This is a genomic window from Nostoc sp. FACHB-110 (assembly GCF_014697425.1).
Taxonomy (GTDB): Bacteria; Cyanobacteriota; Cyanobacteriia; order Cyanobacteriales; family Nostocaceae; genus Nostoc_B.
The window spans coordinates 26,678-48,937 of sequence record NZ_JACJRU010000026.1; the positions used below are offsets into that span (position 1 = coordinate 26,678).

Below are 22,260 nucleotides of genomic sequence, written 5' to 3' on the forward strand. Positions count from 1 at the left end.
GGCAGCATATTACTTCTACTGCCCCATAAACTTTCTAGCCTATTTTAGTTAAGAATGTAATTGTGATAATTCATTTCTAACTTTATCTAACTTCTTTGCGTTTTCGGCATCTATCGGCCCAGTTCCGAAATCGCCATTTAAAGATTGCTGCAAAAGCTTTTCTGCGATTTTATAATCTGCGATCGCACTTTCTTTATTGCCTAAATTCTTGTATAGTTTACCTCTTAATAAATACTCATCAGCATTGAGGCTACTATCACCAATTAATCGAGTCAAATCTGAAATTGCTTTTTGTTTTTCACCTAACTGTTCATAAGCCCTAGCTCTGTTCCAGTATGCAGCACTACTAAAACCAAATTTACCTGTATTTTGACTAATTATTTGGGTATAGTCTGCTACTGCTGCTTGATAATTTCTAAGCTCATAGTAAGCATTGGCACGATGATAATATGGTTCTTCAGCTTGAGGATTAAGCTGAATTGCTTGTGTGAATGAAGAAACCGCAGCGAGTGGGTTGTTTTCGCACTCTTGGTGATAGTGACCCATACTTATAAAGTAAGCTACGCTATAAATATATGGCGGCTTCAAAGCTCTGCAGGATTCAGGATTGCCCAAAGCGAAGATTGGTGTAAACATTGGCATCGAAACGCCTAGCAGCACAATAGATGATGCGTAAGCTAACACTGAAGATTTAGAAAAAGTAAATTTCATAAAATTCAGAAATTTTGCCAGTTTAAGTATGCAGATATTGAAATATGCCCTCAGTGAGGGCATATTTCAAGTTTATGTTAGAAATATTGCGATCGCTAACTCTAGCAGCATATTACTATTACATTAAAAATGGACGTGCCAAGAAGAAGCTAGTGATTGATTTCGCATCTATTGGTTCGCCTGCTAAAATTGCTTTTTCCAGTTCTTCTGGTGTCATTAGCACTGTTTCGATATCTTCGTCTTCGTCTTGTGCTGGTGGTGTTTCTAACTTTTCTAAATCTTGAGCGAGAAAAGCATAAATAATTTCATCGGAGTAACCAGGTGCAAGGAAGAATTCGCCAAGTTTGCGCCATTTTTGGGCGCTATATCCAGTTTCTTCTTGAATTTCCCGTTTCACTGTTTCTTGGGGATCTTCATTGCGTTCTAAAGTACCAGCCGGAAATTCTAATATCCTTCCTTGAACGGCAAAGCGATATTGACGCACGAGGACTAATTTTCCTTCTGCTGTCACAGGCACAGCTAAAGCCCCGCCTGGGTGACGAATACATTCCCATTCGCCTTCGGATTTGTTTGGTAAACGCAAGCGGTTTACCTCAAAATTAAATTTACGTCCTTTATGGAATAGGCGTTGTTTTAAAAGCTGTGGTAATTCTCTACCTAATGGCATAGTAATAGTTTTATCTTTTCAAATTACACAGACAAACACTGCGATCGCTTAAAAGCTCAGAGTCTTGCGTGTTTATGGGTAGTGACTTGAATTGCTCTTCAGTAAATGTACATCAGAACAGTCTACATCTTTTACCAACTGTTTGATCGCATATCCGGAAACTGGGTCTATCCAATCTGGGGCAATTTCGGCTAAGGGAACTAAAACAAATGCCCGCTCTCGCATCCTGGGGTGAGGAATTTGCAGATTTGGTGTGTCTAGAATCACTTTATCATACAACAGTAAGTCTAAATCTAGCGATCGCGGCCCCCAACGCTCTTGTCTGACGCGCCCAAATTGTTGTTCTGTGGCTAATAAGGTGTCTAATAATAACTGCGGTGTCATAATTACTTGCAATATGGCACAGCCGTTAATGTAATCTGGTTGTGGTGGCCCTACTGCTTTAGTTTTATACCAACTGGATGTTGATTTTATTTCAATTTCTGGTATTGCACCTAAGTTAGTTAGTGCTGTGGCTAATATTGTCTGTGAATCACCTAAATTGCTCCCTAATGCTAGGGCCGCTAATACGTAGGTCTGATTACTAGAACCCTCTTGTCCACTATCATTAGGCTGAGTTATTACATTTTGATTCTCATCCTGCCCGGATATTTTTAACAATTTTTCTCTACTCAATTAAATATTACTTTGTTTTAAATCTTGACAAAATTCACCTATTAATTAAGAGAAAAGATTTTTATGTATCAATGAATTCAGTTAATTATTTATAGGATAATATACTAACACGAACAAGTGAGCTAAACGCCTAAACTTTGTTTGAGGCCAATAGCTTGCGCCCACTTGAAGCGAGGAACTAACGTGGGGAAGCTCACCTCCTGGTTCAAGCAACAAACCACAAATTTTGAGTGACTCTGGCAAGGAGGAACTGCGATTGTCGCCTGGGAATCAATACAAAAATGAGGAATCCACTCAAGAGAGCGGCTCTCCCAACAAACGAGTAAAGGTAAAGCAACTATTTAGCCAAATAGGTAGTGCTTCATCTGGGATAGTGCGAGTATTTACAAGTAAAGAGAAGCCGTTTTATCGCCGGTTCTGGTTTTGGGCAATCCTAACTATAGGTAGTGGAGTTGTTGCGGTTAAATATGTCGTTGCGTCGATAGATAAGACTTTGCCGGATAAATCACAACTGCAAGCTGCGGTGCGCGAACAAACATTAACCATTAAAGCGGCTGACGGTACTATCCTAGAGCAAAAAGGCGACGCAACCAGAGAACAACTCAAAATTAACCAAATTCCCGATAAGCTAAAAAAAGCTTTTATTGCCTCAGAAGATAGAAGATTTGCAGAACATCAAGGTGTTGATCCCCAAGGTATTTTGCGTGCAGGATTAAATAACTTGCGATCGCAAGATGTGGTAGAAGGTGGTAGCACTATCACCCAACAAGTCACCAGGATACTTTTCCTCAATCAAGAAAAGACCATTTGGCGCAAACTCAAAGAAGTCCGCCTCGCTCAAAAAATGGAGCAAGAATTAACCAAAGACCAGATTTTAGAACGATATCTCAATTTGGTTTATTTAGGTTCAGGTGCGTATGGTGTAGCAGATGCAGCCTGGGTTTATTTTAGTAAACCTGTAGACCAGTTGACTTTGGCAGAAGCAGCGACAATTGCTGGTTTAGCACCTGCACCTAGCTTGTATTCCCCAGCTACTAATCCTGAAGCCGCCAGAAAACGGCGCAATTTGGTTTTACAGCGGATGCAGGAAGATGGAGTAATTACCGCAGCCGAAAGACAAGCCGCTTCCCAAGAGCCGTTGGTGGTAAAAAGTAGTCCGCCTCAACGTTTGCAAGTTCAATCACCTTACTTTACTAGCTACGTTCAGCAAGAATTACCTAAATATGTTCCGGCTAATGTGTTAGCAACAGGCGGCCTAACTGTGGAAACTTCCCTAGACCCGAAGTGGCAAAAAGCCGGGGAAGATGCTGTAGCGAAAGTATTACGCAATCAAGGGCAGTGGGAAAACTTTAAAGAAGCCGCACTAGTATCTATCGATCCCCGCAATGGCGAAATTAAAGCGATGGTTGGGGGCAAAGATTTTGATAAAAACCAATTTAATCGCGTTACCCAAGCCCAACGTCAACCAGGTTCTACCTTTAAAGGATTTGTCTATGCAGCAGCGATCGCATCTGGCAAAAGTCCTTACAATACATACATCGATGCGCCTTTTGTAGTTGATGGTTACGAACCCAAAAACTACGGTGAAAACTTCCGGGGCGAGATGAATATGGTAGATGCCTTAAGGCGCTCCGTGAATATAGTTGCGTTAAAAGTATTACTGGATGTGGGATTTGAGCCAACAATTAAATTAGCCCATGATATGGGGATTAAATCAAAACTCAACCCTCATTATTCTCTAGCTCTTGGTTCTAATGAAGTCAATCTTTTAGAATTAACCAGTGCTTATGGTAGCTTTGCCACCCAGGGTTTACACGTAGAACCACATGGTTTGCGCCGCATCCTGAACCGCCAAGGTCAAGTTATTTGGTCAGCAGATTTTCAACCAAAGCGAGCGCTCGATGCTGACAGTGCTGCCATTATGACTTGGATGCTGCGTAACGTTGTCGATGAGGGTACAGGTGGCGCGGCGCAACTAGATAATCGACCTGTAGCAGGCAAAACTGGTACTTCTGATGAAGCTAGAGACTTGTGGTTTATTGGCTACATCCCGCAAGTAGCCACAGGGGTATGGTTAGGTAACGATAACAACCGTCCCACCTACGGTAGTAGTAGTAGTGCCGCCTACACTTGGCACGAATTTATGGAAAAAGCCGTTGAGGGAATGCCTGTGGAAAAATTCCCCGCTAGACCAAAATTAGATGGTCGCAAAGGAACTATTAAAGCCCAACCCATCAAGCCAGGAAAAGTACTTAACAATTCAATTTCCGCTGATAATGATGACGATTCCGAACAAGTAAATAACAGTAACGCTGATGATAGTGGCTCATCCAGACGCAGGCGCAGAAGCAGTTACCGTTACCAGCAGCAAGAGGTAAATACAGAAACACAAAGACCAAGAAGACGACGTTCTCGCAGAGTAGACAACGACTCCAGCGCGTCAACCTCAGAACCATCACGTCCTAGAAGAAGATATCGCCAAGCAGAATCAGAATCTCCCACACCGCGCAGTTCTCGGCGTTCTTCATCTTCCAGTAGTGGTAGTTCTAATTCTTCAGGTTCAGGTTCAGGTTCAAGTTCGGGATCTGGTTCACAACCTTCTTGGCGGGACAGACTCAGACCTAATTCATCTAATTAATAACGCGATGTGCGACTTATTGTTTTGTTACACAAGTCCGGTGTATGAACGAGTCAACTACCTACACTGCTGCAAGCGGTCAGTGTAGGCTTGCAATAACCAGATTGCAATAACCGCAAGCAGAATAAGTTACCCAATCAACAGACGAGGTTTTGCGCCGAGTTTAACACCGAGGGAAGTTTTAACAGTGGAAGTAGTGGCAGAGTTTTTGGGAATAGATACTGTCTGTTTTTGGCTTAATCGCTCGACGCACTTGTTACGGAATATTAATTAGCTAATTTAAGAATATCTTTCTAACTAGATTTCTCAGCCAAAATTTTATACGCTTCATTGATTAAGTGCATTTTTTCCTGTGCTTGTTTTTGCTGTTGTGGCTGATTCATAAATAAATCAGGATGCCATTTTTTTACTAAGCTTTTATACGCTTGTTTCACCTCTGCAAAAGAAGCATTTGGTTGTAAACCTAAAATATTATAAGCACGAGTAATTTTATCTGTTACGGACTGAGTTTTGGGTGAATTGGCAGCTTGCTTAGTTTGTTGTTGACTATTTTGATAGCCAGAAGAGTGCATTTGTGCTTTCATTTGGGCGATTTCTTCATCTAATTCCCAAGCCCGAAATCTTGCATCAACTTCTTCTGCTTTGGGAGAGGGTGTCTCTACTTTTGTTTGAGTTTGATTGGTATTTTCTGGCTGAGTTTTAGCTGAATAACGATAAATTCTTTGTTTTGCATAAGCTTGGGTAGATGGAATTTTCGGTTTTGGTATATCTGGATAAGGTTGATAGTTTAAAGATATTTGAGATTGGGTTAACTCTTGCAAGAATTGATTAAAACTATTTTGTAATATTTTAAATTCTTCGCGCTTCTGTAAAATTTTTGGTGGTTCTAGACTTATTTCCAAGCGAATTACTTTTGCAGATTTTTTTTCATATTCTTCTAATATAGTTAAACCTTGATTACTAAATTGAGTCAAATAATCTTCTGTCGCATTTATGCAAAGTTTAGCAACTTGTTGATGATAAGATTCGCTTGCTGATTTTTCGTCTTGTTTTTGAATATTTTTATTTAATAAATAAGAAATGCTCCCAGCAACAGCCGCACCGACTGGGCCGCCTAAAAACCAACCAATACCACTGCCAATGGCGATAGAACCTGTTTCACTCAAATAATCTGTATTATCAGGCTTGGGTGGTAAGGTGATATGTGGTTCACTAGGAAAAGGTATAAATAAATCTTCTGGTCGTTCTGCTTGGAAAAATTCATAAGCTTGATATAGCCATTTGACTACAGCTAATTGCAACTGAGTAAGGTCTTTTTTAAGAGTAGTTGTCTGCCAATTTTTAAAGTTATTTTCTGCTAAGGCAACTGCGGCATCAGCTTGATATTTTGCCAAAAGGTTAGGTAAAGTTAACCAGTCGCATAACTCAGCAAGACTTTTATCAAAACCTTGTTGAATCAGATTAATAGCTTTTTGTTTGATTTCAGTTTTGGCATTTTGTTTGTCGGTATATGTTTGAATTTCAGTATAAATTGGGTCAATTTTAGATTTTAATGCTTGTTGAAGTTGAGTTGCGATCGCCTGCACTCTCGGCAACCTCACACCGCCACGATTTTGCTGTAAAATACTCACGATATTTTGCAAAGCAGTTTCAAACGCCACTAAGCCACTGCTGTTAGCCGCCGCCACATCACCTTTTAACCTTGCTCTTAAAGCTGGTAAAGCATCAACCCGATATAAATTACTAAAACCAGCAGGTAATTCTGCGCGAAAACTTTCTGCGACAAATAACAGGCGATTTTGCACCTGTTTTTGCTCTTCTATTTCAAGTAAGTTCAGAAAATTTACAACAAAAATAACAGTTTTTATCCCTCTATCTAATAACCAATCTCGTAAATTTTCTCGTTCCCCTAAAGTCATTAACTTGCGCGCATCTAATAATTGCACAACTAAATCTGCACCTAATAGTTGTTCTTTGACTAAATTATCTTGTTCATCTCTATCATTAGTTCCTGGTAAATCAAGCAACTCGACACCAGTTTCTAAAAAAGAATGAGGACAAAAAACTTCAACAGACACCACATCTTTTCGCATCTGTCTGTTGTCATCTAGAATTGCAAATTGCTGTAAAATTTCTGTGCCACTGCGATAAACTTCTGTCCCATCTGCCAACATAATGCGAGTTCTGACATCGCTACCATATTTGACAGTAATTGCTGCGCCTGTTGTGGGAATTAAATCAATGGGTAATGTGCGCGTTCCTAAGATGGCATTGAGTAAGGTAGATTTGCCATGATTAAAAGGGCCAAATACCGCAATTCTAAAGTTAGGGTTAGTTAGATAATTACAAATAGCATTGATATCTTGATTGAGTTGTGATTTAGGTTCTAGGTTGAGTAATTTAGATGCAGATTTGAGAGCCTCTGCTAAATTTTTGTAATTTTCATTTTGGTTCGGCATATTTCCCTGGCTATTATCTGCATCTAAGTTTAAGTTAGCTTTGTTTGAACGCAAAGGGTAGGCGGAGGGTAACGCGAAGTTGCGCGGAGTTGTTTCCCGAGCATATTCAATAATTATTGCACTCAGCTATAGTAAGCGAGCAGGCTACTATAAGAGGCTTCGATTTTTTGCAATTGAGCTATAACATCTTCTTGCAAGGTTTTTAACCTCTGCAATTCACTTTCTCGATTAATTTCGCGTGTTTGTTTTTGCTTAACTAAATTATCTAATTCAGATTTACGCGCAGTAATATCATCGTTAATTCTTTGACTGATTTCTTGTTCGTAACTATCAAAACATTCTTTGACTGCATTGTAGACAGTCTGTGATTGTTCGTGGGCGATTTGTGGTAGATATTTAACTAACTCTTTTTTGGCAGTTTTCACGAGTTCTTTGCGTGCTTGATCTGCTTGTAAAAAGCCAACACCTAAGCCAAGCAATGCAAAGCCAATAGGGCCTAGCAAAACACCTGTAGCTGCTGTAATTACACCACCAATACCAATGACAGTAAAGTAATTGAGGAGGATATTTTTCCAATCAAATCCTGCACCAGCTAATGCTACTCCAGCTAAATTCCCTTTAGTTAAAGATAATATTCCCATTGCCCATTTTGCCCAGGTGGGAGAGTTATCTTCTTCTGTGGAAGGCGTTGCGTGAACATTAAATTTCTTACCTGTGAGTTTTTCGGTGATATCATCTGTAACTTTGTTGTAGGATGCGCCATATTGTGCAGCACTGCGCGATAATTTTTTAAATGCTGCATCAATATCTTTCTCAGCGCTTAAAGTCCAAGCAGCAGATTTATCAGTAATATATTGTTCAAAAGCTTTTTCTAATGCAGCATTAAAGGCTTCTCGTTTACCATTACTGAGAAAATCTAACAAATTTATCTCTGGTTGATAGCGTAAAAAATCGCTTTCAAATGTATTACCTAGGTTTAAAACATAACTGCGAAAAGATTCTGATATGGTTCGCGCTTGAGTATCTCTGGTGTTGATGATTTCTTTTTGAAATTGGTCACGAATATTGGTTAGTTTGTTGAATTCTGGTTCTACTGATTCAAGGCGTTTTTTTAATTCTTCCACATCTTGATCAAGTAAAGGTATGCGTCTTTCTATGGCTTCCCGGGTGTGGTTACAGGCTTGTCTGGCTAAAGTTCTAACTTGGCGGAGTTCTGCAATTGCTCTTTCTCTGGTAAGAAAAGTATTAATAGCACCCATAAACTCAGCAAAGCCAGTCCCACTCAAATCAGCTTGGGGATTTTTTAACCGTCGTCTGAGTGCTTGAATGGACGAAAGCTCGAATACGCGCTCATCATAAATATCTTGACCATCTACATAACAATAATCAGCTAAATTCGCTTTAAATACTTGTCTGAGTCTAGCTTCTGCTGCTTGTAATTCTTCTGTATCGTCTGGGTCAATTAATGATTCTTTGACTTGATCCCAAGCGTTAATTAAAAAGAAAACCGATAATCCACGACCTTTAATATAGTTTTCTAAATAGCGTCGCTCTCCTAAAGTACAAGGTTGGGAAGCTCTCATGACAAATAAAATTGCATGACAGTTATTCACATAACCTAAAGATAGTTCGTTGCGTACTTCTGTATCATTTAATCCAGGGCTATCAACAATTTCAATTCCTTTTTCAAGCAAGGATAAAGGATACTCAACAACTGCATAATCAACATCAGGGAAGGCTGGTTTTTTCTCTTGTTCTAATTTTTTAGCTTCGGCTGGATCAATTGTATATTTGTGTTTAAAACTCTGAAAATCTAGTGTCTGGGGAGTTTTGCCATCATTAAAATGAATGGTTACTTTCTTTTCTGGGCCGTAGCGCAAAATTGTTAATACCGCAGTGCAAGGATTAACATCACTAGGTAAAAGAGTTTCGCCAATTAAAGCATTTAAAAATGTACTTTTACCCCGCTTCATATCGCCTAATACCAAAAGGCGAAAGACACCTTGACGCAGATTTTTACTAGCTAATGTAATATCTTCAATATTGCGTTCTAAACTTAGCTTTCCTGATGAAGAGTCTCCGGCTAACTCTGCTTTAGTGATTGTTTCGGCTAAGTTATGCAAATAAATAGACATATCTGAACGTACTTGAGCAACACGTTCTAAATCTTTAAGAAATTGGTCAGTTAATACTTGATTACTCATGATAAAAGTTCCCTAATTAAGAATTCTTTTTTGGTGATTCCAGAAATAGTTTGTAAGATATCCATACCAGTGCAGCAAGAATAATCAAACTAGCCAATACTGAAGCTATTCTGACTGCAATTAACGCTACAACACCTAAAGTAAATAATTTGCCTACGATAATGGCTTTTTTTCCCCAAGATTTTTGAGCATTTTCTGGCTGATGCTTCACAGTTTGATAAAACGGTGCTGGGGAATTATGTATATCAGCTTCTATTTCTCGTAGCCTTAATTCCACTTCTTTTTCGCGCAGTATACGTTCTTGCTGTTCCAGTTCTTGACGGCGTTCTTCTTCAGATTTCATCTGTGTCTACTCTGTAACAAAGAAATGATCTTGGCAGTCAAAAATTATTTACTGTGTATTTTAACGCACAGTAAATTTGATACCTCCAGTGATATTACTGCTTTATCTGCGATCGCCTGTAAAATGCAATCAAAGTATCTAATTCACTAAAATGAATTTGGATTCCCGAATTTTATTTGGTTCTTATTATTTAGTAATATTTATTGCAATTACTTACAGGTATAAGTGGTTAACTTTGAATATTGGCACAATAAAAAGAGCCAGATGGAAAACTGACTACCTACTCTTGGATGCACAAGCAATGTAATTATCGATTCAGCAATTAAAACTACCACCAATTTTTATTTTTTAGAAAATAAAGATGTGCTAAACAAAGCCTACATTGCTGGTGCTACGAATGCTTAATAGCTAATCACTATATCTGGATGACAAATTGAGCCTTCTGGCATAATGGTAGCTCTGAGTTTGGCATAAATTACCTTTGTATTCCAAAGGTTGGCATAAAATAAATTAGCTTTAGTTAAGTTAGCCCAAGTGAGGTCTGCACTATTTAAGTTTGCCTCATTTAAATTAGCTTCTAGTAATATTGCGCCGCAGAGTTTTGCTTGGGTAAGATTCGTTTTAATTAATTTAGCTTCAATTAAAGATGCTTCAATTAAGGTGGCTTTATTCAAGTCTGCTTCTGTAAAATCTACACCACACAAAGAAGCACCCCAAAAATTAGTGTTAATACATTGCGATCGCCACAAGCAAGACCCACATAAGTTAGCATAACTTAAATTAGCATGGCTCAAGTTTGCTTGCGTTAAATCTGCTTCAATAAAGTTAGCATTAGTTAAAATAGAGCCAGATAAATTAGCCCCAGTTAAATCTGCACCCCGAAAATTTGCCCCGCTTAAATTAACTTCTCTTAACTCAATTCCCCGTAAATCACATCCACTAAAATCTTGCTGTTGGCTCCACTCATCTTTAGATTGATTTAATATTAATTTCTGCACGTCAGCAAAATTTCTCATGGTAGTCACCTCAGAGTGTCAATATTTGCAAAGCGCACTTGTGAGAAGCACTGTATATTGAGATTACACCACTAAAGATAATTAACAAAAGCAAAAATTTTAAATTAACGAAAAACTGGCTTAAATAGTATTTTTGATCACAAAAAATGCTGACATATGTCAGGAAAGATTAATAATATTCTCAAATATATCTGCTCTGATCCCAGACTTCTTTAAGAAGTCCGGGATCTTATTATTCATAAATATCAATAATTACTCTTCGCCCCAAGTACGTAGTTGCAAATATACAAAAACTAAAGCTATAGCTAACAAAACTGTGGCCGCCGCCGCCGCATAACCAAAATCAAATTGACCGAATGCTTCTTGATAAATATAGTAAACCAATAAATTAGTAGAATTTAACGGGCCGCCACCCGTCATTACATAAACCTGCTCAAAACTCCGCAATGTAAAAATTGCAGTGGTCACTGTGGAAAATATTAAAGTAGGGCGTAATCCTGGCAATGTAATGTGCCAAAATTGTTGCCAAGCATCAGCACCGTCTAATTCGGCGGCTTCGTAGCGGCTAGGGGGAATTGCTTGTAAACCTGCTAAAAAAACAACCATATTAAAACCTAGTTGTTTCCAAATACTTAAAATAATTAATACTGGCATTGCCCAAAATGTGTCTCCTAGCCAAGCTATAGGTGCAATACCAAATAAATTTAACAATGCGTTGATGGGGCCAGTGTTTTGAAATAGCCAGCGAAATCCTAAACCAGCTGCGACTAAAGAAATTATTGATGGTAAAAAATAGGCACTTCTTAATATTCCTCGTAAGGCAAGGGAACGGTTTAATAAGACTGCCAAACCCAAAGAAATAATTAAGCTGGGAATCACAGTAGCAACAGTAAAATAGATGGTATTGCCGATAACTTGCCAAAAATCAGAGTTAAATAACAACCGCCAGTAATTTTTCCCACCTACCCAATAAGTTCCGGTGGAAGTGAAACTACCTGCTGTAAAACTTAGGTAGAACAAATAAGCGATCGGCCAAATTACAAAAAGTCCTAATAAAATTAATGCAGGTGTGAGAAAAATTCCAGCGGCAAATGTATCATTATCTAGCCACGATTTATTAGTATATATCTTTGGCATCTATCAATTTTTCCTTATTGCTGTTATGACCCTTTGCCCTGATTCTACCCTGAGCTTGGTTTCTCCCAACATTAGCGATCGCCTATTATTTACTGATACTCCCTTAAAACTGGGAATTATGGCTTCTGGGAATGGCAGCAATTTTGCAGCAGTGGCCCAAGCTATTGAAACTGGACAACTTCATGCCCAAATTCCAGTTCTAATTTACAATAATCCCGATGCCAAAGCCGCAACACGCGCCGCAAATCGTGGCATAGAAACAGTTTTATTAAATCACCGCGAATACAAAAATCGTCAAGCTTTAGATAAAAAAATCGTCCAGACTTTCCGGCAGCATAATGTTGATTTGGTGATTTTAGCAGGATGGATGCGTTTGGTGACATCCGTTTTAATTGATGCTTTTCCTAACAGAATTGTTAATATTCATCCTAGTTTGTTACCTAGTTTTAAGGGTCTTCATGCTGTGGAACAAGCTTTACAAGCAAAGGTAACAATTACTGGGTGTACTGTGCATTTAGTTTGTTTAGAAGTTGACAGTGGCCCGATATTAATTCAAGCTGCTGTGCCAGTTTTACCAGATGATACACCAGAAACACTCCACGCCAGGATTCAAATTCAAGAACACCGAATCTTACCACAGGCGATCGCAATTGCCGCTCATAAATTGCAAACTACACTCGTCTCTTCCTAAAACAACGAACCTCTGAGCGTGAATTTGTGGAGCGGGTTTACCAATCTGCTGATACACGCGATCGCTCTCTTGCCAAGATTAATATATATGGTTATGATAAATAGTACGTACGCTAAATATTTTGCAATAATGATTATTAACTCTGACAATTCTAAAACATTAGAGTCTTGGCAGCAAGTTTTAGCACCTTACAGTTTGGGCTATAAAATCAAGTTGCTGTCCCAACTGCTTACCCGCAAGTTTACTGACCAACTAGAACCCTTTGGGCTAACACCATTTCACTGGTTGGTTTTGTGCTGCTTGTGGCAAGAAGATGGTTTGCCGACATCTAGTATTGGTGAAAAGCTCCAACAGGTAGGCGGCACTTTAACAGGCGTACTAGACCGAATGGAAGAACGCGGTTTAGTGCGTCGAGAACGAGATGTACATGATCGCCGCATTTGGCGTATCTGGTTAACCGATGCAGGTAAAGAATTAGAAAAAGTTTTACCTCCACTGGCCGCAGAATTACGCGATCAAGCAATGCAAGGTATCCCACCTGCTGATCGTGAGTTCTTTTCTCAAATCTTGACTAAAGCAATAAATAACCTATCTTAAGGCTGGATGACAATCGCCCATTCGGGTGAAGCCATGTATAAATTTTTTTGCGAATATATTTAGCATCCTAAGTAAAAGTTTAAGGATAACTAGCAAGTGAATAGTACGTATTCTAAATAAATTTGATTATTCAGCAAGGAAGCGAGGAAGAGGGAATGGCCACAACTACTTTAAATGGACGCAACAAAGAAAAAACGGCTATTGTCGAAACAGAAATGGTGACGGATGCCGAAACTTTAGACGCAACGCCAGAATCAGCCAAAGTTGCCACACCAGCAGCACCAGAAACGGATGTACATCGCCAGCCAGAGGCAGACAAAAAAGAAAAACCACGCAATAAAAAGCGTTTGCCTGTGATTTTGGCAGGGGTGGGTGTAGGTGCGATCGTTGCAGGTACATTTGGTTATCATTACTGGCAGTATGCTTCTACTCATGAAGACACAGACAACGCCACAGTTACCGGACACGTCCATCAAGTTAGTAGCAAAATACCCGGAACTGTTGCCCAAGTTTTAGTCAACGACAATCAACAAGTGCAGCCGGGACAGTTGTTAGTCAAACTTGACCCCCGCGATTATGAAAGCAAAGTGCAGCAAGCCGCCGCCGCATTAGAAAATGCCCGCAGTCAAGCCCAAGCTGCTGCTGCCAATATTGCCTTAACTTCTCAAACTACCAGTGGTAAGACAACTCAAGCCCAAGGTGATGTGAGTAATGCCTTAGCCGCTATTTCCACTGCCCAAGCAGCAGTCCAAGAAGCCCAAGCCGGGATTCCCGCCGCCCAAGCAGCAGTCCAAGAAGCCCAAGCTGGAATCCCCGCAGCCCAAGCCCAAGTAGCCCAAGCTAACGCCAACTTGGAAAGAACCCAAACAGATTACAACCGTTACAACAGTTTATATAAAGAAGGTGCGATCGCTCGTCAACAGTTAGATGCAGCTAAAGCCGCTTATGACGTAGCTTTAGCACAAAAAAATGCTGCTGTGCAAGGAGTTCAACAAGCCCAAGCGAGGTTAGCTTCTGCGAGAGTGGGAGTTGCCAAAGCCCAATCTCAACTAGCACAAGCCCAAGAAGGAGTTACCAGCGCCCAAGCCAAACTCGCCGCATCGAGAGGTGGATTGCAACAAGCTACCGCGAGTAACCAAGATACCAGCGTAAAACGCAGTCAATACGAAGCGGCCAAAGCGGCGATTGTCCAAGCCGAAGCATCATTAAAAGATGCCCAATTGCAGTTATCCTACACCAACATTACTGCGCCTAGTGCCGGACGAGTTGGTAAAAAAACCGTGGAAGTGGGTAACAGAATTCAAGCAGGCTCACCATTAATGGCGATTGTTGATAACGAAAATTGGGTAGTAGCCAACTTTAAAGAAACCCAATTAGAAAGAATGCGCCCAGGACAATTAGTAGAAGTGAAGTTGGATGCTTTTCCCCACCAAACCTTTACAGGTCGAGTTGATAGCATTTCCCCGGCTTCCGGCGCGCAATTTGCTTTATTACCACCAGACAACGCTACAGGTAACTTCACCAAAGTTGTGCAACGCATCCCCGTCAAAATTGTCTTAGACCAAAAGAGTATTCAAGCTTACGACTCACGGATTACCCCAGGGATGTCTGCGGAAGTTAGTGTGGAAGTTAAATGAAGTATGAAGTATGAAGTGTGAAGTATGAAGTATGAAGTATGAAGTATGAAGTGTGAAGTGTGAAGTATGAAGTATGAAGTATGAAGTATGAAATGAACTTGAGTTCAAAATATATCAATGAGCATCAATTTTTGACTATTGACAAATGACAATATTTAAACAGTTGCAACTACCTGCCTTTCGGTCAAAAAACTATCGTTTATTTTTTGCTGGGCAAGGCATTTCTCTCATTGGCACATGGATGACTCAACTAGCGACTGTTTGGCTAGTTTATGACTTAACTCATTCACCATTAATGTTAGGGGTTGTTGGGTTTGCTAGCCAAATTCCCAGCTTTTTTCTCTCTCCCTTTGGTGGTGTATTTGTGGATCGCTTTTCGCGGTATCGGACTTTAATTAGTACCCAAGTCATGGCGATGATTCAGTCGTTAGCGTTAGCTGTACTGACACTAATGGGTGTGATTCAAGTTTGGCATATCATCGCTTTAAGCTTATTACAAGGATTCATCAATGCTTTGGATGCACCAGCACGCCAAGCCTTCGTACCCGAATTAGTAGAACGCCGAGAAGATTTAGCCAATGCGATCGCTATTAATTCCACGATGATTAATGGTGCGCGATTAATTGGCCCGGCGATCGGCGGATTACTCATTGCTAAAGTTGGGGCGGCATACTGTTTTTTAATAGATGGGTTGAGTTACATTGCCGTCATTATTGGTTTGTTGGCGATGAAAGTCAAACCGTGGAAAATGCCAGTTACTTATGGCAATCCCTTGCAGAAAGTTAAAGAGGGATTTGTTTATGCCTTTAGTTTTCCGCCCATTCGCGCCGTTTTATTACTATCAGCATTAACTAGTTTAATGGGGTTACAAAATACAATTCTTGTGCCAGTTATGGCCGAAACAATTTTAAAAGGTGGTGCAGAAACTTTAGGCTTTTTAATGGCAGCTTCAGGTGTAGGAGCTTTATCAGGGGGAATATATCTAGCTACTAGAACCACAATTTTAGGAGTTGGCAAATTAATTGCGATCGCTCCAGCAATATTAGGATGTGGTCTCATTGCTTTTGCCTTTTCTCGATTTTTACCTTTATCTTTATTCACCATGCTTTTTGTCGGCTTAGGAACTATTTTACAAATAGCCGCTAGTAACACATTTTTGCAAACCATTGTTGAAGAAGATAAACGTGGCAGATTGATGAGCCTATACACAATGTCATTTTTAGGCATGATACCCATAGGTAATTTAATCGGAGGCGGAATTGCAGATATTATTGGTACTCCCAACACATTAATCATTGATGGTATAGCTTGTATCATTGGTTCAATCTTATTTAGCAGACAACTACCTGCCTTACGGCAGATGCTAATTCCGATTTATGAACAAAAAGGGATTATCAGTAGTCAAAAATTATCTAAATAAAAGATTAATTTTTGGCGGCGTTAATTGGTGATAATGCCAACAATTTGTGTATAAATGTTCAAACCCTCTCCTCTGCTCCCTAGAGCCATCTTCATGATAAATCTTTCACTAGCCAGACACGGTATAACTCCCATGAATGGTAAATTTTTAATATTCTCCCCATCTAATTCGCACCTGACAATGGAGCAATACTATGGCTAATGTTTCTGCTGTAGCACCAGAACCTATACCTTTAAGAACCTGGATTGGTGTATTAGCCAGTATGCTTGGTGCATTTATGGCAGTCTTAGATATTCAAATCACTAACTCTTCATTACAAGAAATTCAAGCATCTTTAGGTGCAACTTTAGAAGAAGGTTCTTGGATTTCTACTGCTTATCTAGTGGCAGAAATTGTTGTCATTCCTTTAACTGGATGGTTATCGCGGGTTTTTTCGCTGAGGCTTTATTTATTAGTTAATACTGTATTATTTATTTTATTTTCTATTTGCTGTGCTTGGGCATGGGATTTAAATTCCATGATTGTTTTTCGGGCTTTTCAAGGTTTTTGTGGCGGGGTTTTAATTCCCTCTGCTTTGACTGTAGTTTTAACAACTTTACCACCTGCAAAACAATCTGTAGGACTGGCGGCATTTGCGATTACTGCGGTTTTTGCACCATCAATTGGCCCCACTTTAGGCGGTTGGTTAACAGAAAATTATAGTTGGGAATATAGCTTTTATATCAACGTGTTTCCTGGGGCTTTAATGTTGGCTGGTGTTTGGTATGGAATTAAGCAGACACCACCTCAAACCCAATTATTAAAACAAGGCGACTGGTGGGGAATTCTTTCAATGGCTATTGGCTTAGGTTCCCTACAAGTTGTCTTAGAAGAAGGTAGCCGCAAAGATTGGTTTGGTTCACCATTGATTGTACGGTTGAGTATTATTGCCGTAATTTTTTTGGCTTTATTTTTCTTGATTGAATTAACGCGCAAGCAACCATTTATTAATTTACGTTTATTACGTTATCGCAACTTTGCTTTAGCCAGTATTGTGAATGTTTCCTTGGGAATAGGGTTATATGGTTCTATCTATATTTTGCCTTTATATCTTGCCCAAATTCAACAATATAATGCCTTACAAATTGGTGAAGTGTTAATTTGGGCGGGAATTCCCCAGCTATTCATTATTCCTTTTATTCCCAAACTTATGCAACGCATTGATGTGCGTTTTATGGTGGCTTTAGGAGTGACTTTATTTGCCATTAGTGCATTTATGAATGCAGGATTAACTAATCAAACAGGGTTAGATCAATTGCGGTGGTCACAGCTTGTGCGCGCGATGGGACAACCATTAATTATGGTTCCGCTAACATCAATTGCAACGGCTGGGGTGAATCCTAAAGATGCAGGTTCCGCCAGTGGTTTATTTAACATGATGCGGAATATGGGTGGTTCGATGGGGATTGCTGTGTTAGCAACTTTATTAACAAATAGAGAGCAATTTCACTCTAATAGATTGGGTGATGCGGTATCGTTATATAACCCGGAAACGCAACAAAGAATTGACCAAATGACACAATATTTTGTGAGTCGTGGTGCAGATTTAACTACAGCGCAAAATCAGGCGATATCATCTATTTCTAATGTCGTTCGCCGTGAAGCATTTGTCATGGCTTTTAATGATTGTTTCTATTTTATTGGTTTAGCTTTATTACTCAGTGGCATTGCGATTATTTTCATTAAAAAAGTCAAAACTACTGGTGCTACAGCCGCACATTAACTTCAAGCTAATTAGTTGAAGTTGCTTGGTAATATTTGATTAGACGTAAACCTTCTAGGCGGATAGCTTCAGGATATAAAGCTTTATAAATATTACAATTAGGCGATTGAATATCATAACGACCTGTAGCTTTAAATGTTGCTAAAGGACAACCCCCTGTACACCAATATTTCCACTCACAGGTGCGACAGCCTTCTTTGTCTTCTACAGATAAATTCTGAATACCTGTTTTATCTTGGCGCACAACTTTTAAAGGATCTAAAATATCAACTGAAGATACTGTTTTATGTAGCTGCATTTGACATTTAGCAATCTGTCCTTTGTCATCAAATACGAGATAGCTTTGTCCCACGCCACAAGTACGTTTATGCAAAGATGCTAAATTAGTGCGGTCAATTAATGAACCCAGTAAACTTCGATGCGGCAATTTTCTCTCGATGACTTTGAATGCTGCTAGCATTCCTGTAATTAACTGAGATTCTTCTAGTTGTAAATCTGCGTAGGTTGCTGACAGTTCATTTTCACGGTAAAAGTTTAAACTAAATGGTAAATCATCCTCTAATAACCATTCAATTAAATTGGCTAATCCAGATGCATTCCGCCCAGTGACTGTAATCGAAATATCTGGGATAAGACCATTTTCTACAGCAATTTTAATCCCTCGTTCTACATCTGCAAACGAGTTTTTCCCACCTGCGTAAGCTCGCTGCATATTATGAAAATTTGATAATCCATCTAAGGAAATCATCAAACGCAGATTCAATTTTTGCAGCATTTCAATAATCTCAGGCTTAATCAATGTGCCATTACTGAGAACAACTCCATCTAATAAAATATTGGTTGCTTCGCTTACAGATTGAGCATATAAATGTAGCTCTTGAATTACATTAGGACAAAGTAATGCTTCTCCTCCGGCATACTTTAATCTGACGCGACGATAATGATTTAAACTAGCAGAGCGAAATGTAGATTCAATAGCTGCTTTACCTGTCTCAATTGACATATCACTGGGTAAATGAGGCAGGTAACAATAATCGCATCTTAAATTACAACGATCAGTAATATGCAGCCATGCTGTTAAAGTTTCTGGAGTTTCATTTAAATTAAATGAGCAATTTTTTTGCGGAACAATTAACCCTGCTTGATATAGTTTTTGGATAGCTGTTTGTAAGTCTTTAGCATCAAAATCAGATTTTCTTAAAGCAATATCATTTAAATTACAGGGATTGCTAAATAGATTGAGTAAATCTCGCGCTGATTGATTCAAAACGGTGACTTGATGATAAGTGCCATAACAGACAGAATAAGTATCATCTAAATTCATGATTTGTGAGTTAGGAACTCTCACAAAATTCTCCAACATCCCTGGAGAAAATTGTATATCTGAGGTGAGTGTTGCTAAAGGAGAAACATCACAGGCACAGTCGCCCCCATCACAATCACATTGTCCGACTGGTGTGTAACTAGAGTCAAGAGAAACTATAATTTGGGGTTGACCAATTTTTTTACTAATCATGAGTAGAAGCCTGTTTTGTTGCACGAATCCGAGTCAGGAACATTTGTTGATCGCACCATTCTTTCAGAGCCTTAAAATCATTCCACCAAGATTTGAGTTGTTGGATGAGAGTTTTGGCAAGTTCTATGGGTAAACGGTCGATTTTGTTTTGCAGCAGCGTGAGTTCCTGTTGAATGGAGTAAGGGCCAAAGCCACCATCCTCAAAGATTTTGGGTATCCCTTGCGAATATTTTGCAAAGGCCAAATCGTAATTTTCCTGTTGAAATGCAACATCACCTTCTATGCGTAATATCCGACCAAAATATAGTTTATGGATATTTTGATAAGATTGGAAGCGATCGCTCAATTCTTGGGCATATTTTTCGATATTGGCAAATTTTTGGGCGTAGTAATCAAATTCGGCTTTCCCAACTAGGCTATCAATGGCATAGCGGATATCGTTATACTCTAAACTAGTTTGATAAGAGCGCTCGTTGAGTTGTACTGCTTGTTCTTGCAGGGTGCGATCGCATTTTTGAAAACCCAAATACCAATTTACACTAGCAGTCTGGTGCAGAATGCCTGGTAATTCTTCTTCAATACCATATTTCTCTGCCAATTTTAGACTTTTTGCTAAAGCATCTTGAGCCAAAGTTAACAAATTCAGATCCCATTTTACCTGCGTCACATCCCAAATAGTTTTATTAATTATCTCCGAACTAAACCACTGATTTAAACCTAGTTGAAAATAGGCTCTACACAAGATGCGATTATCGTTTTCTTCACTGTCACAACGACTTAAAGCACTCTCAAGTAGTTGTTTAGCTTTAAGATAATTTCCCTCATTTACCCAAATAGTTGCAGAGGCAATTTCCGCATTAGCAATTTCGCGTTCGGTTTCAATACTCGACCACATATCAATAGCGGCTTTAAAACACTGTTCCGCTTTGATATAATCTTTTTGGATGCCATATAAATATCCCAAGTTATTTTGAATACTCGCCATAACTTGAGTCAAACCTTTGTTAGGATGGTCAATTTCCATTGCTGCTTCCCAACCTAATTTATAATATTTTTCTGCTTCTAGAGAGTTATTAAGTTGGCGATGTAAATAACCAACTTGGTTGGCTACACCAGGAATCACAGATGCAAGCTGTTTATCTTGCACTAAAGTTAAACACATTTGTTGATATTTCAAAGCTTCATCATAAAGATGTAACTTAGCATTCAGCATTCCTAAAACATTGTAAATATCTGCTTCATGAGTGGCGATAGCAGATTTTTTTGTTAACATTGTTTCGAGCTTTTTGACTTCATTAATGGTTTTATCCTTATCTTCATAGGCATAAACCAACCGAGAGGCAAAAATAGTTAATTTAGTTTTTTGATCTGCACTTAGCTCTTCTTCAAACTCTCTCGCTACCCCCAATAAGTGTTTCACAAAGCTAAATTTTTTAGATTGGGTACGTATTCTGTTAGTTACTTTATACCAAGTTTCAAAGCCTATTTTTGCATCCGCATATAAAGCATTCCACAGCCATCGGGTAGTATTAAATTCTCTGATTTGTTTTACTTCTTCAATCAGAAAATTAGTATGGAAAATTGCCTGCTCATCTTGAGAAGAATTTGGTATTTCTATTTTTCCGCGTTTTGGCCCTAAATCATCATCTTTATGCTCAAAATATTCAGCAGCAATGCGACTATCTCGTTTTCGCCATTCCATATCAGGATCAATATCGGGCCAGACATATTTATTCACTAAATCTCGAACAATATCATGCAAAGATATTTGAGAACCACCCATAACTGTTTTAATAAAAAAGTAACTTTGGGCATTCAAAAATAATTCTTCAGCATCTTCTTTCGATAGTTCTAATAAATTAGCAATATCAGAGCTAGTTAAAGGATAGATTCGTGAAAGTAATAAAGTTAGTCTATCCATTGATGTGCGCAGCTGGGTAATATGCCGCACCATTTCAGCTTCAAATCCGCCAATATTTGCTAATCGGCTAGGAATAGTTTCTAATTCCTCACTTTCTAGCCAATCTGGAATAACTTCTCGGTAAGCATACTCTACGCCAAACTCTATCATGATGGGGCTACCACCAGCAAGAGCGACAATTTTATTAACTAAATCTTCGCCCAGAATAAAGTGAAGCTGTTCTTCTTTAGAGTGAATGTATTTATGGACATCTTCATGATTAAATTCCGTTAATTCTAAACAGCCTAACTCTGGTTCTGGAAATGATTGTTGTAAAATTTGCCGTGCCGGACTAGGACGACCCGCAAAAATAAATATAGAATTATCTAATTGTCGAGCTAGATTGCTAATATATCCCCAAGCTTGTTCTCTAACTTCTGGTTGCCCTAACTTCTCAACTGTATCAATGAGAAATACTAGTTTTTGTTGGCTAGATTTGCGATTAATCGCATCAATTAAGAACTTTTGCAGTTGTTGGCGTTCCTGTTCGTAGACAGCTTTACTTAAACGGTTTTCATCTTCTCTTAATTGTCTTAACCGCAGTAGCCATTCCTGATAGGTAGAATCATATAATTGTTTGGCAATTTGCGTGCATAAATCTTCCGCATCGTTAAAAATAGGAATATCGCAATCAATAATTTCACTGGTTAAAAGTTGAAGTTTCTCCAGGCGAGATTTTAAAGCACGCAACAACCAAGTTTTGCCAATTCCCCCCCTCCCCTCGACTAAAATAATATGCAGTTTTTTATTTTCTTGAACTAGGGAAATAACTCGATTTAGTTGTTCTTCACGGCCAACAAACTCTAATTTTTCTAGTTCGGACATGA

The 22,260-nt window shown here is 39.0% G+C and carries 16 protein-coding genes and 1 pseudogene; 7 read left to right on the forward strand and 10 right to left on the reverse strand.

Annotated elements, in window-relative coordinates:
- Positions 1-48: 48 nt before the first annotated feature.
- From H6G69_RS21410 to folK, 3 genes are all read right to left on the reverse strand, one after another.
- Positions 49-546 (reverse strand): tetratricopeptide repeat protein, encoded by a 498-nt coding sequence (locus tag H6G69_RS21410; RefSeq protein ID WP_242072133.1) that lies wholly within the window; start codon positions 544-546, stop codon positions 49-51.
- A 283-nt stretch (positions 547-829) separates the two neighbouring features.
- Positions 830-1,378, reverse strand: coding sequence for an NUDIX hydrolase (locus H6G69_RS21415; RefSeq protein WP_190691143.1), 549 nt, complete (start codon positions 1,376-1,378; stop codon positions 830-832).
- A gap of 72 nt (positions 1,379-1,450) precedes the next feature.
- The gene (folK, locus tag H6G69_RS21420) at positions 1,451-1,999 is read right to left on the reverse strand and encodes a 2-amino-4-hydroxy-6-hydroxymethyldihydropteridine diphosphokinase (RefSeq protein WP_313951695.1); all 549 of its coding nucleotides are present in this window, start codon (positions 1,997-1,999) and stop codon (positions 1,451-1,453) included.
- A gap of 310 nt (positions 2,000-2,309) precedes the next feature.
- Here folK and H6G69_RS21425 point away from each other — a divergent pair, with 310 nt between their 5' ends.
- Together H6G69_RS21425 and H6G69_RS21430 are read left to right on the forward strand one after the other, a co-directional pair.
- The gene (locus H6G69_RS21425; protein ID WP_190691199.1) at positions 2,310-4,691 is read left to right on the forward strand and encodes a transglycosylase domain-containing protein; all 2,382 of its coding nucleotides are present in this window, start codon (positions 2,310-2,312) and stop codon (positions 4,689-4,691) included.
- A gap of 130 nt (positions 4,692-4,821) precedes the next feature.
- A pseudogene (locus tag H6G69_RS21430) lies at positions 4,822-4,911 on the forward strand (IS982 family transposase); the annotation flags it as partial.
- 73 nt (positions 4,912-4,984) lie between these two features.
- Here the strand turns inward: H6G69_RS21430 and H6G69_RS21435 are convergent.
- From H6G69_RS21435 to H6G69_RS21455, 5 genes are all read right to left on the reverse strand, one after another.
- Positions 4,985-7,150, reverse strand: a complete 2,166-nt coding sequence (locus H6G69_RS21435; protein WP_190691144.1) for a dynamin family protein — start codon at positions 7,148-7,150, stop codon at positions 4,985-4,987.
- 122 nt (positions 7,151-7,272) lie between these two features.
- Entirely contained in the window at positions 7,273-9,354 is a 2,082-nt protein-coding gene (locus tag H6G69_RS21440; RefSeq protein WP_190691145.1) for a dynamin family protein, read from the reverse strand.
- A 16-nt stretch (positions 9,355-9,370) separates the two neighbouring features.
- On the reverse strand, positions 9,371-9,697 hold the full coding sequence (locus H6G69_RS21445) for a hypothetical protein (protein ID WP_190691146.1): 327 nt from the start codon (positions 9,695-9,697) through the stop codon (positions 9,371-9,373).
- 401 nt (positions 9,698-10,098) lie between these two features.
- On the reverse strand, positions 10,099-10,713 hold the full coding sequence (locus H6G69_RS21450) for a pentapeptide repeat-containing protein (protein ID WP_190691147.1): 615 nt from the start codon (positions 10,711-10,713) through the stop codon (positions 10,099-10,101).
- A gap of 252 nt (positions 10,714-10,965) precedes the next feature.
- Positions 10,966-11,850, reverse strand: a complete 885-nt coding sequence (locus H6G69_RS21455; protein WP_190691148.1) for a carbohydrate ABC transporter permease — start codon at positions 11,848-11,850, stop codon at positions 10,966-10,968.
- Positions 11,851-11,875: 25 nt separating this feature from the next.
- Here H6G69_RS21455 and purN point away from each other — a divergent pair, with 25 nt between their 5' ends.
- From purN to H6G69_RS21480, 5 genes are all read left to right on the forward strand, one after another.
- Positions 11,876-12,541 (forward strand): phosphoribosylglycinamide formyltransferase, encoded by a 666-nt coding sequence (gene purN / locus H6G69_RS21460; RefSeq protein ID WP_190691149.1) that lies wholly within the window; start codon positions 11,876-11,878, stop codon positions 12,539-12,541.
- Between the two features lie 129 nt (positions 12,542-12,670).
- Positions 12,671-13,138, forward strand: a complete 468-nt coding sequence (locus H6G69_RS21465; RefSeq protein WP_190691150.1) for a MarR family winged helix-turn-helix transcriptional regulator — start codon at positions 12,671-12,673, stop codon at positions 13,136-13,138.
- A 155-nt stretch (positions 13,139-13,293) separates the two neighbouring features.
- The gene (locus tag H6G69_RS21470) at positions 13,294-14,775 is read left to right on the forward strand and encodes an HlyD family secretion protein (RefSeq protein WP_190691151.1); all 1,482 of its coding nucleotides are present in this window, start codon (positions 13,294-13,296) and stop codon (positions 14,773-14,775) included.
- Positions 14,776-14,920: 145 nt separating this feature from the next.
- Positions 14,921-16,195, forward strand: a complete 1,275-nt coding sequence (locus H6G69_RS21475; protein WP_190691152.1) for an MFS transporter — start codon at positions 14,921-14,923, stop codon at positions 16,193-16,195.
- A gap of 193 nt (positions 16,196-16,388) precedes the next feature.
- Positions 16,389-17,957, forward strand: a complete 1,569-nt coding sequence (locus H6G69_RS21480; protein WP_190691153.1) for a DHA2 family efflux MFS transporter permease subunit — start codon at positions 16,389-16,391, stop codon at positions 17,955-17,957.
- A 7-nt stretch (positions 17,958-17,964) separates the two neighbouring features.
- On the opposite strand, the gene H6G69_RS21485 is transcribed toward H6G69_RS21480, so the two are convergent.
- Positions 17,965-19,473 carry a radical SAM/SPASM domain-containing protein gene (locus H6G69_RS21485; RefSeq protein WP_190691154.1) on the reverse strand — a complete coding sequence of 503 codons (1,509 nt, stop codon included), beginning with the start codon at positions 19,471-19,473 and terminating at the stop codon, positions 17,965-17,967.
- The gene (locus tag H6G69_RS21490) at positions 19,466-22,258 is read right to left on the reverse strand and encodes a tetratricopeptide repeat protein (RefSeq protein WP_190691155.1); all 2,793 of its coding nucleotides are present in this window, start codon (positions 22,256-22,258) and stop codon (positions 19,466-19,468) included. The genes H6G69_RS21485 and H6G69_RS21490 overlap by 8 nt, the downstream gene beginning before the upstream one ends.
- Between the last annotated feature and the right edge of the window lie 2 nt (positions 22,259-22,260).